Origin of the sequence: Roseovarius sp. SCSIO 43702, assembly GCF_019599045.1 — a bacterium.
Classification (GTDB): Bacteria; Pseudomonadota; Alphaproteobacteria; order Rhodobacterales; family Rhodobacteraceae; genus Roseovarius.
Genome location: NZ_CP080623.1, coordinates 3,539,233 through 3,553,678, shown reverse-complemented (window position 1 = coordinate 3,553,678; position 14,446 = coordinate 3,539,233). Strand labels below are relative to the sequence as shown.

11 protein-coding genes and 1 tRNA gene are annotated in these 14,446 nt (G+C 65.7%); 11 read left to right on the top strand and 1 reads right to left on the bottom strand.

The window, feature by feature from the left end; all coding sequences use genetic code 11:
• Positions 1–77: 77 nt before the first annotated feature.
• The 5 genes from K1T73_RS17480 to ligD all read left to right on the top strand — a co-directional run bounded on the left by K1T73_RS17480 (position 78) and on the right by ligD (position 6,493).
• Entirely contained in the window at positions 78–1,028 is a 951-nt protein-coding gene (locus tag K1T73_RS17480; RefSeq protein WP_220601924.1) for a TAXI family TRAP transporter solute-binding subunit, read from the top strand.
• Between the two features lie 64 nt (positions 1,029–1,092).
• Positions 1,093–2,862 (top strand): TRAP transporter fused permease subunit, encoded by a 1,770-nt coding sequence (locus K1T73_RS17475; RefSeq protein ID WP_220601923.1) that lies wholly within the window; start codon positions 1,093–1,095, stop codon positions 2,860–2,862.
• Between the two features lie 67 nt (positions 2,863–2,929).
• A tRNA-Cys gene (locus tag K1T73_RS17470) sits at positions 2,930–3,003 on the top strand.
• Between the two features lie 182 nt (positions 3,004–3,185).
• The gene (locus tag K1T73_RS17465) at positions 3,186–4,019 is read left to right on the top strand and encodes a Ku protein (RefSeq protein ID WP_220601922.1); all 834 of its coding nucleotides are present in this window, start codon (positions 3,186–3,188) and stop codon (positions 4,017–4,019) included.
• Positions 4,019–6,493, top strand: a complete 2,475-nt coding sequence (gene ligD, locus K1T73_RS17460) for a DNA ligase D (RefSeq protein ID WP_220601921.1) — start codon at positions 4,019–4,021, stop codon at positions 6,491–6,493. The genes K1T73_RS17465 and ligD overlap by 1 nt, the downstream gene beginning before the upstream one ends.
• A gap of 16 nt (positions 6,494–6,509) precedes the next feature.
• On the opposite strand, the gene K1T73_RS17455 is transcribed toward ligD, so the two are convergent.
• A complete protein-coding gene (locus K1T73_RS17455; protein WP_220601920.1) occupies positions 6,510–7,304 on the bottom strand; it encodes a M55 family metallopeptidase in 795 nt (264 codons plus the stop codon).
• Positions 7,305–7,424: 120 nt separating this feature from the next.
• On the opposite strand from K1T73_RS17455, the gene K1T73_RS17450 reads away from it, so the two are divergent.
• The 6 genes from K1T73_RS17450 to K1T73_RS17425 all read left to right on the top strand — a co-directional run bounded on the left by K1T73_RS17450 (position 7,425) and on the right by K1T73_RS17425 (position 14,375).
• Entirely contained in the window at positions 7,425–8,924 is a 1,500-nt protein-coding gene (locus tag K1T73_RS17450; RefSeq protein ID WP_220601919.1) for an ABC transporter substrate-binding protein, read from the top strand.
• Positions 8,925–9,003: 79 nt separating this feature from the next.
• A complete protein-coding gene (locus K1T73_RS17445; protein ID WP_220601918.1) occupies positions 9,004–9,942 on the top strand; it encodes an ABC transporter permease in 939 nt (312 codons plus the stop codon).
• A complete protein-coding gene (locus K1T73_RS17440) occupies positions 9,939–10,742 on the top strand; it encodes an ABC transporter permease (protein WP_259400351.1) in 804 nt (267 codons plus the stop codon). The genes K1T73_RS17445 and K1T73_RS17440 overlap by 4 nt, the downstream gene beginning before the upstream one ends.
• A complete protein-coding gene (locus tag K1T73_RS17435) occupies positions 10,739–12,343 on the top strand; it encodes an ABC transporter ATP-binding protein (protein WP_220601917.1) in 1,605 nt (534 codons plus the stop codon). The genes K1T73_RS17440 and K1T73_RS17435 overlap by 4 nt, the downstream gene beginning before the upstream one ends.
• On the top strand, positions 12,340–13,257 hold the full coding sequence (locus tag K1T73_RS17430; protein WP_220601916.1) for a MurR/RpiR family transcriptional regulator: 918 nt from the start codon (positions 12,340–12,342) through the stop codon (positions 13,255–13,257). Before K1T73_RS17435 ends, K1T73_RS17430 begins: the two co-directional genes overlap by 4 nt.
• On the top strand, positions 13,254–14,375 hold the full coding sequence (locus K1T73_RS17425) for a P1 family peptidase (protein WP_220601915.1): 1,122 nt from the start codon (positions 13,254–13,256) through the stop codon (positions 14,373–14,375). Before K1T73_RS17430 ends, K1T73_RS17425 begins: the two co-directional genes overlap by 4 nt.
• Positions 14,376–14,446: the final 71 nt, after the last annotated feature.

Sequence of the window (14,446 nt, the reverse complement as noted above, 5' to 3'; positions counted from 1 at the left end):
AGCCGGACAAGATGATCCCAGTAGAATTCGGCGCCACCCGCGAGCGACAGGGGGCGCCCTTCGCCGGGAGGACCGACATGAAGATGAGACATATCCTGATGGGCGTCGCGATGGCCGCACTGGCCACGACCGCCGCCGCCGAGGAGCGCGTGACCTACAAGTCCGCGAAATCGAGCAGTTCCTACTACCAGATGGGCGTGCAGATCGCCGAGGCGATGAAGGCCGGCACCGATGGCGACATCATCGTCACGGTCGAGGAAAGCCAGGGATCGGTGCAGAACGTGATGGAGGTGCGCGCCCGCGGCGCCGATTACGTCTTCACCACGCCCCCCGCGCTGGTGCGCCTCGCGCAGGAAGGGAAGGCCATGTTCGAGGGCAAGGGCGATCCGGCCTTCGACGAGATCCGCGCGCTTTTCCCGATCCCGTCGCTCACCATGCATTTCGTCATGTCCGAGGATAGCGGCGTCACCGATTTCGCCGGGATGGAGGGCAAGACCCTCCTCTTGGGCAAGGGATCCTTCGGCGCGAAGGAAGGGGCGAAATACCTTGAGCTTTTCGGCCTCGATGACAAGGTCGAACTGGCCGAGGTCGAGCTTTCCAACGCGGTCGATGCGATGAAGAACGGCCGGATCGACGGGTTCGTGACCGCCGGCTCCTACCCCGCGCCGAACGTGATCGAGGCGGCGGCGTCGATGGGCGTTACCATCCTGTCGCTCGACGACGAGCAGATCGCCGAGACGGGCCGCACACGCATCGTGATCCCGGCGGGCACCTATACGGGGCAAGACGCCGATATCGTCACGACGTCGCTGCCCGTGGTCGCCTATACCACCACGAAGATGAGCGACGACGTGGCCTATGAGCTCACCAGGACGTTCTGGGAAGAGCGCGAGAAGATGGGGCAGAGCGCGGCGTGGTGGCTTGCGGTCGATCGAAACCTGATGGACACGATCGAAGGCAAGATCCATCCCGGCGCGGTGCGCTATTACGAAGAGGCCGGCTTCGAGCTGAGCGACGCGCAGAAGTGACGCGGGCGGGCGCCGGATCACCTGGTCCCGGCGCCACCCCCCCCCCGGGGATCGAGGTAAGACGATGCGGCTCATCTCCGTTGCGGCGGCGCTCGCGCTTGTCGCGTTTCACCTCGCTCTCGTCTTCTCGGGGCTGGTCCCGAACCTCGTGAGCCGTCCCTTGCACCTCGCACTGGCGCTACCGTGGATCCTGCTTGTGGGTGCGCAAGGACGCGCCATGTGGGCGAGTGGTCTCGTGCTCACCCTGCTGGGTGTGGCCGCGTCGCTCTGGGTGGCCTTGTCGCATGACCGCCTGGCCGATCAATACGGATTTCTCGAAGGGCCGCTCCAGACGGGGATCGCGGTGGTGTTGCTCGTCGTCGTGCTCGAGGCCGCGCGGCGGGCGATCGGCTGGCCCCTGCCCATGGTCGCGGCGCTCGCGCTGCTCTATGGGCTGTTCGGACAGCACATACCGGGCGAGTTCGGCCATTCCGGCACGCCGCTGCCGAGCTTCCTAGGCACGCTCACGATCGCGGAAGGTGGCATCTGGGGCAGCCTCACGGGCGTGTCGGTGAACGTGGTGGCGATCTTCGTGATCTTCGGCGCGGTGCTCAACGCCGGTGAGGCCGGACAGGGGTTCATGAACCTCGCCTCGGCGGCGGCCGGACGGCTCAAGGGCGGGGCGGCGAAGGTGTCGGTTCTGTCTTCGGCGCTTTTCGGGTCCATCTCCGGCTCGGCCTCGGCCAACGTCGCGTCGACGGGGGCCATCACCCTTCCCGCGATGACGCGGCTGGGGTATCCCAAGCGGCTGGCGGCGGCGGTCGAGGCGGTGGCGTCCTCGGGCGGGCAGATCATGCCGCCGCTCATGGGGGCGGGCGCCTTCGTGATGGTGGAACTGACCGGCATCCCCTACGAATCTATCATGGCAGCGGCGTTGCTCCCGGCGGTGCTTTACTTCGCCGCCGTGTGGATCGGGGTGAACGGATACGCGAACCGGCTGTCGCTGCGCGGGGTCGACAAGAGTGACCAGCCCGCGCTGCGCGACGTGATCATCACCACGGGCTTCTTCGCAGTGCCTTTCGCGATCCTCCTCTGGGGGATGTTCGGCCTCGAGGTCACCCCGCAATACGCGGCCTGCCTGTCGATCTTCGCCTGTTTCGCGCTGCTCTTCTTCAACGCGCAGGGGATGGAACCCTGGGGCGGCGTTGCCGCGCGTGTCGAGACGGCGCTTCTGACGGCGGCGCGGCAGGTGTCGATGATCGCGGCCATCATCATCTGCGCCGCGATCATCATCGGGGTGCTGTCGATCACCGGGCTCGGCGTCAAGATCACGTCGCTCATCCTCTCGGGATCGGGCGGCGCGCTCTGGCCCGCACTCCTGCTGACGGCAGTGGCGTGCCTTGTCCTCGGGATGGAGGTGCCGACGACGGCGGCCTACGTGATCTGCGTCTCGGTCGCCGGGCCTGCGCTGATCGAGCTGGGATTGGAGCCGCTCCAGGCGCATCTCTTCGTTTTCTGGTTCGCGCTCTTGTCCACGATCACGCCACCCGTTTGCGGCGCGGTCTTCATCGCGGCGGGGATGATCGGGGAGAACTGGCTCAAGGTCGCGCTGACGGCGATGGCGCTGGGCTTCGGGCTCTATGTGGTGCCGCTTGCCATGATCGCGAACCCCTCGCTCATCAGGCTCGAGGAAACGCCCTTGGCGGCGCTCGTGACCATGCTGCAGGTGGGCGTGGGTCTCGGTCTCATGTCGGCGGCGATCGTGGGGCGCCAGGCAGCGGTGCTTCGCGTGGCGCTGCTCGTAGCCGGCCTCGCGGTGGTCTTCTTCCGCCCGGTGCTCGCGTTCGCCGGGTAGACCCCGCGCCGCAATCCCCTTGCACCGCAGACGCGACTGTCATAAGTGGAAGATCACCGCATGGTCAGGCGAGTTGGCGGAGTGGTGACGCAGCGGATTGCAAATCCGTGTACACCGGTTCGATTCCGGTACTCGCCTCCACCACTTCCCGAAAATCACATCCCCCGGACCATCGGAAAAGCTCCCACCACGGGCGAGCTATTCGGCCCCATTCGTCTATTCATGACCTGAGGCTGCGGGTCGGTATCCGGGTGTGCGGGCCCTGATGGAACCCAGAGAGATGGCAGGGCGTTTTGGTTCACCTTGGAGGGGAGGATGTTCCGATGGCTCCACGCGCGTTATGGAAGGGCCAGTTGCGGCTTTCGTTGGTGTCGATCCCGGTCGAGATCTACTCCGCGACCAAGCGGGGCGCACGGGTATCCTTCCGTCAGATCCACGAGCCCTCGGGCAGGAAGGTGCGCTACGAGAAGACCGTGCCGGGGGTTGGTCCGGTCAAGGCCGAGGACATCGTGAAGGGCTACGAGATCGGAGATGACGAGTATCTCCTGATCGACCCCGAGGAAATCGACGCGATCAAGCTCGAGACGAAAAAGACATTCGAGCTGGTGCAGTTCGTCGATGCCTGCGAGATACCCCCGCTCTATTTCGACAAACCCTACTACATCACTGCCGCCGACGATCTGGCCGAGGATGCCTATCGCGTCGTGCGCGATGCGCTGCGCAAGGCCGGGAAGGTCGGCCTGGGGCAGGTGACGATGCGGGGCAAGGAATACCTCGCCGCCGTGAAGCCATGCGGCGACGGCCTGCTGATGGAGACGCTGCGCTACGAGGACGAGCTGCGCGAGGCGGACAGCGTCTTCACCGATATCGAGGACGAGGAGGCCGATCCCGATCTGCTCGAGGTGGCCACCTCGCTCATCGAGCGCAAGAGCGCCCCGTTCGACGCGGGCGCCTATACCGACAAATACGCCGAGGCGCTTCACGAGCTTCTCGCGGCCAAGCGGAAGGACAAGAAGACGCCGCGCGCCCGCGACGAAAGCGAGCGGGGCGAGGATGGCGGCGACAACGTGGTCGACCTGATGAGCGCGCTGAAGCAGAGCCTCAAGGAAGCCAAGGCGTCCGACAAGAAGAAGCCGCGCCGCAAGAAGGCATCGTGATGTCCCGCGCGCCCGACCGTCTGGCGGACTACAACGCCAAACGCGATTTCGACCGCACCGCCGAGCCCCGCGGCCGCATCGCCGCCGCCGGCGGGCGCACGCGCCGTTTCATCGTCCAGAAGCACGCGGCCTCGCGGCTGCATTTCGACTTCCGGCTGGAATGGGAGGGTGTGCTGCTGAGCTGGGCCGTGACGAAAGGTCCGTCCCCAGATCCGGGCGAGAAGCGGTTGGCGGTGCGGACCGAGGATCATCCGCTCGACTATGCCGATTTCGAGGGGACGATCCCCAAGGGCGAATACGGCGGCGGAACCGTCATGCTCTGGGACGACGGCACCTGGACCCCGCAGGAGGATGTGGCCGAGGGGCTGGAGACGGGCAAGCTCAAGATCACGCTTCAGGGCCAGCGGATGCGTGGCGGCTGGGCGCTGGTGCGGATGCGCGGGAAAGAAGGCGAGACGCGCGAGAACTGGCTGCTGATCAAGGAACGCGACGATTACGCGATGGATGATCCCGACGCGCTGGTGGACGGGTTCGCGACTTCGGTCAAGACCGGCCGCAGCATGGACGAGATCGCCCAGGGCGCCCCGGCCAAGGAGCCTGAGGCGGAAGGGCCGGATCGGCGCCGCAAACGCCCCGCCTTCGTGAGGCCCCAGCTTGCCACGCTCGTGGACGAAGCGCCCGAGGGCGACGGCTGGATCCACGAGACCAAGTTCGACGGGTATCGCTGTCTCGCCGCGCTTGGGAAAGGCGGTACGCGGCTCTATACGCGGTCGGGCAAGGACTGGACCGAGAAATTCGCGCCGCTTGCCGAGGCGTTCGACGTGCTGCCCTGCGATGCCGCCCTGATCGACGGCGAAGTGATGGCCGCGCGCATCGAGGGCTCGCCCTTTTCCTCCCTGCAAAGGGCGCTCAAAGGCGGAGGCGGGTTGGTCTATTTTGCCTTCGATCTGCTGCGCGTCGATGGTGAGGACCTGCGGGATCTGGACCAGATGGCCCGCCGCGATCGTCTGACCGAGCTTTTCGCGGGTGTGGCGCCGGACGCGGCGCTCCGTGTAAGCGATCACGTCTTGGGAAATGGACCCGAGGTCTTCGCCGCTGCCTGCAAGGAAGGCGCGGAGGGCATCATTTCGAAACGCGTCGACGCGCCCTATCGGGGCAAGCGCGGCAAGGCGTGGGTCAAGGTCAAATGCTCACGCCGGCAGGAATTCGTGATCGTGGGCTACAGCCCCTCGGACAAGAAGACGCGTCCTTTCGCTTCCCTGTTGATGGCGACGCACGAGGACGGAGAACTGCGCTACAAGGGGCGTGTCGGCACCGGGTTTTCCGAAGAGGCCATGGAGACGCTGGCCCACGCCTTCACCACGCGCAAGACACCGCCCGCGCGGGGCGTGCCGGATACCATCGCGCGGGATGCGGTCTGGCTCCGTCCAGAACTGGTGGCCGAGGTCGAATTCACCGAGTTCACCGCCGACGGTCATATCCGGCACGGCGCCTTCCTTGGCTTGCGGGAGGACAAAACGGCGGATGAGATCACATTGGAGAAACCGATGCACGAAGCGGAGCAAACGGAAGTGGCGGGCGTTCGCATCAGCAATGCGGGCCGCGAGGTATATCCCGAGGCGGGATGTACCAAGGGCGACGTGGCGCGCCACTACGAGCGGGTGGGCGAGCGGATGATCTCTCTCATCGGGCAGCGGCCCCTCTCGCTTTTCCGGTGTCCCACGGGCATCGAAGGTCAGTGCTTCTACCAGAAACACGCGGGCGAGGGGATGCCCCGCGCGCTCGGACGCGTCTCGATCGAGGAGAGCGATGGAGAGACTGCACAGTATCTTTATGCCACCCGCCCCGAAAGCCTCGTTGCGGCGGCGCAGATGGGCACGCTGGAGTTCCACGTCTGGGGCGCGCGTCGCGACCGGCTCGACCGGCCCGACAGGCTGGTCTTCGATCTGGACCCCGATGAAGGGCTGGATTGGGAGGATGTCCGCGACGCGGCCTTCGACGTGCGCGACGTGCTCGAGCGCCTCGGTCTCGAGTCGGGGGCGATCGTGACCGGCGGCAAGGGCGTGCATGTCTGGCTTCCGCTGCGGCGCACGCGGAGCTGGGACAGCGTGAAGCTCTTCGCCAAGACCTTCGCGCATGCCTTGGCTGCGCAGGAGCCAGACCGCTATACCGCGACGATGTCGAAGGCCAAGCGCAAGGGCCGCATCTTCATCGACTGGTTGCGGAACGAACGCGGCGCGACGGCGATCGCGCCCTATTCCCTTCGTGCCCGACCCGGAGCGCCGGTGGCCGTTCCGGTGACGTGGGATGAACTGGCCGAGCTGGATGCGCCCAACAGTTTCACCATGGCGCAGATGCCGGCTCGCCTGGAACGCGCCTGTCCGGCCGAAGACCTACAGGATCGTCTGCAAGGTCTTACCGAGGATGTCATCGACGCGCTGGAGGAGTTCAGCGGGTCCGAAGACGAGAGCTGACCGCTGCGTCCGCAGGCTACATGAAACAGAGGGCGCGGGCGATCTCGAAGATCGTGTCCGCCTCGACCCGAATGGTATCGGGCGCGACAAGCCGTGCGCCGGGATAGAAGGATTTCTGATAGGCCAACTCGTGATGCGGAAAGCGCAGGTCGAGACGGTGCGCCTGTGCCACAGGCATCGCGTGATCGGTGCGCGGCGTCGCGAGGGCCGAGGCCACGCCCGCCTCGATCCGGGCACAGGCGTCGCGCGGCACCAACGTGACGACAGAGGCACCGCGCCCAACCTTGGTTTCAACGGTGTTGATCGCGGGGTTGATCCCGCGCGCCTCGGCACAGATGGCCGCGTCACCCGAAAGGAACACGACCGGCACGCCGACTGATGCCGCGAGACGTGCATGCAGCCCGTATTCCGAGAGCGGTTCGTCATTAAGCGTAATGTCCGCGAACCGGCCCGTCATCGTGTGCGACAGCGGATTACCCCCATCGCGCGCCGCCCCGTGCCAACCGACCATGGCGACGGCATCGAAGCTCTCGTCAAGCTCTTGAAGCATCTTGAAAGGATGTCCCGACCAGCCACGGATCACCCGGACGCCTTCTGGCAGGCGGGAAATGTCGAGGTTTCGCGCCGTCTGATGCGCGTCGCGCAGGAAGATCTCGGTCGCGCCGGCGGCGCGTGCGCCTTGACATGCGGCGATAGCTTCGTCTGTCATGAGATCGCGGAAGGCGGGGTATTCGTCGCGGGGCTTCAGCGCCTCGTCCCAATGGGCAATACCCGCAATGCCTTCGATATCGACGCTGATCATGACCTTCATGTTTCGCACCCTCGGCTTGCGGACATGTGCGGCCCGCTTTCTTGATACAAAAATAACGCTTTCCAGAAGCAAAGGTAGTTTGCTAACGTAATGGAAGGACAGACCCAGGGAGGACACAAGATGAAATCGAAAGGAACGACGCTGACGGCCGCCGCGCTGATGCTTTTCGGCACCAGCCTGAGCGCGCAGGATGTCATACGGATCGCCTCGCCCAACAAGGTGACGACCCTCGACCCGATCGCAAGCGCCGCGGCGGGCAATATCGAGGCGTTCGGCCAGCTTTACGCGCGGCTTTTGCGCAAGGATCGTGACGGGCAGTTGCAGCCGGGCCTCGCCGAGAGCTGGGACGTGTCCGAGGACGGGCTGACCTACACGTTCGAGCTTCGCGACGCCAAGTTCTCGGACGGGAGCGAGATCACCGCCGAGGACGTGGCCTTCAGCCTCAACCGCGTGGCCAAGGACGAAGGCTCGGCCTATCCGGCGGCCTACGCGCCGGTGAAGGAATTCACCGCCGTGGACGAGGACACGGTGCAGCTGACCCTCGAATATCCGAGCGCGCCGATGCTGTCCTACATGGAGATCTTCAACGCGGGGATCGTGAGCAAGGATGACCTGGAAGAGCGCGGCGAGGAGGCGTTCGCCTCGGATCCGGTGACATCGGGGCCGTTCATGGTGGAAAGCTGGAAGCCCAACGACCGCCTGACGCTGAGCGCCAACCCGAATTACTGGCGCGAGGGGTATCCCAGGCTCGACGGTGCGGACCTGATCGAGGTGAGCGACGACAACGCGCGCAGCACGATGATCATGGCGGGCGAGATCGACGTGAACCGGGGCGTGCCCTGGGCGCAGATCGAGGAGATCAACGGATCGGGAAAGGCAAAGGTCGTGCTCGAGCCGTCGACCGTTGTTTACGGCGTGATGCCGAACCACGACAAGCCGCCCTTCGACAACCTCAACATCCGCAAGGCTGCGGCGATGGCGCTCAATCGCGAAGCCATCACCAAGGCGGTGACGTTGGGCAACGCGACGGTGGCCAACAGCACCCTGCCAAATGCGCTCAAGTTCCATGACGAGAGCGTTTCGCCACCTGCCTACGATCCAGAGGGCGCCCGGGCGCTCCTGGAAGAGGAGGATGCGGTCGGGACCGAGGTCACGCTCATGATCACGCCGAGCGCCGAGCAGATCGCCACTCTGCTCAAGGCACAGTGGGACGCGGTCGGCTTCAAGACAACTGTGGAACGCGTCGATGCGGGCCTCTGGTGGAGCAAGCTCACGGATGGCGATTACCAGGTCACGAGTTCGTGGTGGTATAACGAGACCGAGGATCCCGACCTTGCCGCACGCTGGGCGGTCTGCGGGGCCTGCGGCAACCGTTCCTACTATACCAACTACAATAACGAGCGGGTTAACGAACTGACCGAGGCGGCATTGCGGGAACGCGACGAGCAAAAGCGCGGAGAGATGTATGCCGAGATCCAGAAGATCTCGACCGAGGAACTGGCCCAGATCCCGCTCTACTATTCACCCTTCGCCAACGGCTATGCAACGAACGTGAAGGGGCTGACTCTCACGCCGTCGCTGCAATGGACGCTCGAGGAAGCCGAGCTCGCGGATGAGTGAGGACCCGTGACGTCCGGGCGGCGCGGAGTACCGCGCCGCCGTTTCCACCCGCCGCCGGACTGCCGAACGGATTTCTCCAGTGAAAACCCTACGTTTCATCGCCATGCGTCTTCTTCAGGCGCTGCCGGTCCTTCTCGGGGTGAGCATCATCACCTTCACGCTGATGGCCGCCACGCCGGGGGATCCGGTGCGCCTTCTGGTGGGCGACAGGGCGACGCCGGAAACCATCGCGGCGATCCGCGACCGGTATGGCCTCGATGAGCCGATCCTCGTGCAGTATTTCACTTATCTGAAGAACCTCGTGCAGGGCGATCTTGGCGCCTCACTGCGGTACCGCGTGCCGGTGTCGCAGCTGATTTCGCAGCATTACCCGGTGACGCTTTTCCTCGTGCTCTACACCATCTTCCTGACCCTGCCGCCGGTCATCGCGCTGGCCGTATGGTCGGCACGTCGCCCCAACGGGATCGCGGACCAGGCCATTCGCCTTCTGGGCGTGCTGGGCCTTGCCGTGCCGGTGTTCTGGCTTGCGCTTCTCTTCGCGCGCTTCTTCGGCGTAACACTGGGCTGGTTCCCGGTGAGCGGGTATGGCGAGGGCTTCGGCGAACATATCCTCCATCTCTTCCTGCCGGCGCTCAGCACGATGATCTGGGTGGTGCCGATCCTCGTGCGCACTCTGCGCTCGGCTCTGCTGGACGAGATGAACCGGGACTACGTGCTGACCGGTCTCTCGAAGGGATTGGGTGAGCGGCAGGTGTTCCGCACGCATGTCTTCCCGAACTCGGTCCTGCCGACGCTCAACCTCTTTGCAGTGATCGTGGCCTATCTCCTGGGCGGGTCGGTCATCGTCGAAACGGTCTACGCGGTGCCGGGGATGGGCAAGCTGATGGTCGATTCGATCCTCGCGCGGGATTACTTCGTGGTGCAGGGGGCGACACTCGTCTTCGCGCTGACCACTATCCTCGTGATGCTGGCCGTGGATCTTGTTTCTGCGGTCATCGACCCGAGGGTGAAGCCATGAAGCTTTCGCCCATGTTCGTGATCCGTGTGGCGCTGGTGGCGGTCTGGGGTCTGATCGCGCTTTGCGCGCCGCTTCTTGCGACGCATGACCCCTATGCCATCGACTTCGAGGCGATCCTGAATCCGCCCGATGGGCGCCATTGGTTCGGAACCGACAACGTGGGCCGCGACACCTACAGCCGGGTGATCTATGGTGCGCGGCTGGCGCTCTATATCGGACTGCTGGGCGTGGTCGCGCCCATGCTCATCGGGATGAGTATCGGCCTGCTTGCCGGGTATTTCGGGGGATGGGTCGATACCGTGGCAATGCGCCTTCTCGACATCACGGTGCCGTTCCCGTTCTTCGTTCTGGTCCTGTCGATCGTGGCCGTCCTGGGCCCGGGTATCGAGAACTATTTCATCGCGCTCGCGCTCGTGGGGTGGGTCGGCTACGCGCGGCTGGCCCGGGCCGAGGCGATGGTGCTGCGGCAGGCGGAATTCGTCCTGGCGGCGCGTACCATGGGGTTCTCGCACGGCTATATCCTCGTGCGGCACATCCTGCCCAATTCACTGTCGCCCGTCGTGGTCTACTTGATGACCGACGTGACGCTGGTGATCCTCTTCGGCGCGGCGCTGGGCTTTCTCGGGATGGGCGTGTCGCCCCCCGCCGCCGAATGGGGCGTGATGATCGCGGAGGGGCAGACCTATATCTCGACCGCGTGGTGGATCAGCTTCTTTCCCGGTCTCGCGATGGTCCTCATCGGTGTTGGCTTCGCGCTCATGGGGGACGGGTTGGCGCGAATGCTGAGGATCGAGCGATGAGCGGTTTCCTGTCGGTGCGTGACCTCACGGTCGATTTCGGCGAGACCCGGGCTGTTGACGGGGTGTCGTTCGACCTCGAACGAGGTGCGGCGCTGGGCATCGTCGGCGAGAGCGGATCTGGCAAATCCGTCACCTGCCGCGCGCTCATGCGGCTCCTCCCGCGCACCGCGAAAATCGGGGGGCTGGCCGAGTTCGAGGGGCGCGACCTTCTGTCGATGCCCGAGGCCGAACTGAACCGCATCCGGGGGCGTCGGATCGCGATGATCTTCCAGACCCCCGCGAGCCACCTCGACCCGCTGATGCGCATCGGCGACCAGGTCGCCGAGACATTGCGCAAGCATACAGACATGCGCGGGCGCGACATGCGCGAGGAGGTGCTGCGCCTTCTGGACGTGGTGCGCATTCCCGAACCCGAGCGCTGGGCACGCGCCTATCCGCACGAACTCTCGGGCGGCATGAAACAGCGCGCCATGATCGCCGGGGCGCTGGCCTGCGAGCCCGATGTCCTTCTGGCGGACGAGCCGACCACAGCGCTTGACGCCACCGTGCAGAAAAGCGTGCTGGACCTGCTGGCGCAGTTGCGGCGGGAGCGGAACCTCTCGATGATCTTCGTCAGCCACGACCTCGGTGCCGTGGCCCAGGTTTGCGACGACCTGCTTGTGATGCGGCGTGCGAAGCTGGTGGAAAGCGGGCGGGTGCGGCAGGTGATCGACAGGCCGCGTCACGACTATACCCGGAAACTCATCTCGTCCCACCCCGATCGGCTCCAGGCGAGTCCGCTCGAGGAAGTGCCGGACGCGCCGCCGCTGGTCGAGGCGAAGGGTGTGCGGATCAGATATGGCGGCCGGACACTCACCGACTTGCTGACAGGGCAGGAGGGCGGGTTCGTGGCGGTCAGGGATGCCGGGTTCGCGGTGAGACCGGGAGAAAGCCTCGGGATCGTGGGCGAGAGCGGATCGGGAAAATCCACGCTGGCGCGCGCGCTCGTCGGACTGGTGACGCCGGACCGCGGAACGTTCATGTTCGATGGCAGGCCCGCCGATCCCACCGGGCGGGGGCGCATCGCCTACCTGCGCGAGATGCAGCTTGTCTATCAGCACCCCTACGAGGCGCTCAGCCCGCGGATGCGCGTCGAGGCGGCCATCGCGGAGCCGCTGCGCCGCCACCGGCTGTGCCCTCCGGGCGAGGTGAAGGCGCGCGTGCGCGCTCTGATGGAGCAGGTCGATCTCGCGCCCGACCTGGCGCGGCGCCTGCCGGGCCAGCTTTCGGGCGGACAGTGCCAGAGGGTCGCCATCGCCCGCGCGCTGGCTTTCGATCCGCGCGTCATCATCGCGGACGAGGTGACATCGGCGCTCGACGTGACGCTTCAGGCGCAGGTGCTGGCGCTCTTGTCCCGGTTGCAGGGGGAACGCGGGCTGACCATGATCTTCATCAGCCACGACCTTGCCGTCATCCGCCGGTTGTGTAACTCGGTCATCGTGATGCGCCGGGGGCAAATCGTGGAGGCAGGGCCGACGGCGCAGGTCTTCGACACCCCGCGCGAGGCCTATACGCGCGAATTGATCGACGCGATCCCGCATTTGCACGGAGGCGCGGCATGACCGATGAAACCGCCCGCGAGCGCATCGCGCAGGCGCGCAACCTTTCGAAGGGCGAGGGAGAGGTTGCCCTCTGGGTCGAGCGCCACTACGACAGCCTGCCCTTCGTGAATGCCGCCGAGCTCGCTGTGGGTGCAGGCGTGAGCGAAATGACCGTGAGCCGTTTCGTGCGACGACTGGGATACAGGAATTTCAAGGCATTCAAGGCCGCCGTGAGTGCCGAGTATCGCGGCGGCGGCGGTGAAGGCGCCGGCACCTCGCGCGCGTCACGCGTGCAGATCCCGCCCACCGCAGAAGGCGAGCGTGACGCGATGCTCCGCCGCGAGATCGACGCCATCGTCGAGGTCTACGACCTGGCTTCGAGCGCGCCATGGGCCGCCGCGCTCGACGTGGTGGAACGCGCGGAGCATGTCAATGTCACCGGCTTCCAGGGCGTCAAGGGCATGGCGATGGATTTCGCCACGCGACTCAAATACGCGCGTCCCGGCGTGCGTTTCACCGACGGGCGCAGCGGCACCTGGTCGGAGATCTTCATTGAGGAACCGGAGAAATCCTGCCTCGTCATGATCGAGGTGGTGCCCTATGCGCATGAGGCGGTGAAGATCGCCGATCTCTGCCTGCGGCGGAACATGCCGCTTGTCATCATCACGGACCGCTATGGGGCGTGGCCACGGCAATACACGCCCCACGTCCTGAGCGTCGCGACGGCGACCCGCGCCTTTCTCGACAGCATGGCCGGTCTCTCGGCCCTTCTGGGGCTCTTCCTGAACAGCGTGGCCGCACGGCGCGGCGCGGGCACGACCGAACGGCTCGAGCAGATGCGCGCACTCGCCGAGCATTTCGACCCCTTCTCCTATGATCCGGGCAGCAAGAGTCGCCCGATCCTGACCCGAGACGACGACAAGGACAGATCATGAGCGATCCCATACGCGCCCGCGATATCGGACTCCGCTTCTCAGGCGAGCCCGCTGCGCAGAACGCCATCACCGATGTGCCGGGTGTCACCGTCGGGTTCACCACGGTGATCGAGGACGCGCAGCAGGGAAAAGGCGGGCACAAGGGGCTCTGCACCGGCGTCACCGCCATCATCCCGAGGGGCGAAAGCGGCGCGATCACGCCGGTCTGGGCGGGTATTCATTCCTTCAATGGCAATGGCGAGCTGACCGGAGGCCATCACATCCGCGATCTGGGCTGGTTCATGGGGCCGGTGATGCTCACCAATTCGCACAGCGTGGGCATCGTCAGCCATGCGGTCGTTGGTTGGATGATCGAGCGGCACCCGGAGGTCTTCGCGCGCGATCATATCTGGTGCCTGCCGGTCGTGGGTGAGACCTATGACGGTGTGCTCAACGACATCAATGCCCGGGGCGTGACCGAGGCCCATGCGCGTGCCGCGCTCGACGCGGCGCAACCGGGGCCCGTGGCCGAAGGCAACGTGGGCGGTGGAGCGGGGATGATCGCCTACGAGTTCAAGGGCGGCACCGGCACCGCCTCCCGCCGCGTCAAGGTGGCAGGCGGCGACTACACGCTGGGGGTACTCGTGCAGGCCAACCACGGCTCGCGCGACGCGCTCGAGATTTCGGGCGTGCCGGTAGGGCGCTACATGCGCGATGACCTGGTGTTGGATCGCGAGCAGGGATCGATCATCGTGGTCATCGCCACCGATGCGCCCCTCCTGCCACATCAACTTGACCGGCTCGCCCGGCGCGGGAGCATCGGGATCGGACGGAACGGCACGAGCGGCGGCCATGGCTCGGGGGACATCTTCCTCGCCTTCAGTACGTCGAACCCGCAGGAGAACCCCTGGAACGCGCCGGATATCATGCAGCTCGATGCGCTGAAGGACACCCATCTCGACGCGTTCTATACCGCCGCCGTGCAAGCCACGGAGGAAGCCGTGGTCAACGCCATGATCGCGGCGGAGGACCGGATCGCCGTGAAGCCCCAAGGGCGGCCGGTCCGGGCGATAGATCACGACCGCCTTCGCGATCTGCTCGCGCATCACGCGAAGCCGCCGGGCCGGCACGCGGATTGACTGCGACCTGCCGGAATCGGATTGTGCGAGACATGCGCAGTCTGTCATAGCTGCACGACTCGACCAGCTCG

Excerpts from the sequence above, each read along its gene's own strand:
- K1T73_RS17450 (WP_220601919.1), top strand. The coding sequence starts at position 7,425 with ATGAAATCGAAAGGAACGACGCTGACGGCCGCCGCGCTGATGCTTTTC.
- K1T73_RS17440 (WP_259400351.1), top strand. The coding sequence starts at position 9,939 with ATGAAGCTTTCGCCCATGTTCGTGATCCGTGTGGCGCTGGTGGCGGTC.
- K1T73_RS17435 (WP_220601917.1), top strand. The coding sequence starts at position 10,739 with ATGAGCGGTTTCCTGTCGGTGCGTGACCTCACGGTCGATTTCGGCGAG.
- K1T73_RS17475 (WP_220601923.1), top strand. The coding sequence starts at position 1,093 with ATGCGGCTCATCTCCGTTGCGGCGGCGCTCGCGCTTGTCGCGTTTCAC.
- K1T73_RS17455 (WP_220601920.1), bottom strand. The coding sequence starts at position 7,304 with ATGAAGGTCATGATCAGCGTCGATATCGAAGGCATTGCGGGTATTGCC.
- ligD (WP_220601921.1), top strand. The coding sequence starts at position 4,019 with ATGTCCCGCGCGCCCGACCGTCTGGCGGACTACAACGCCAAACGCGAT.
- K1T73_RS17465 (WP_220601922.1), top strand. The coding sequence starts at position 3,186 with ATGGCTCCACGCGCGTTATGGAAGGGCCAGTTGCGGCTTTCGTTGGTG.
- K1T73_RS17480 (WP_220601924.1), top strand. The coding sequence starts at position 78 with ATGAAGATGAGACATATCCTGATGGGCGTCGCGATGGCCGCACTGGCC.
- K1T73_RS17425 (WP_220601915.1), top strand. The coding sequence starts at position 13,254 with ATGAGCGATCCCATACGCGCCCGCGATATCGGACTCCGCTTCTCAGGC.
- K1T73_RS17430 (WP_220601916.1), top strand. The coding sequence starts at position 12,340 with ATGACCGATGAAACCGCCCGCGAGCGCATCGCGCAGGCGCGCAACCTT.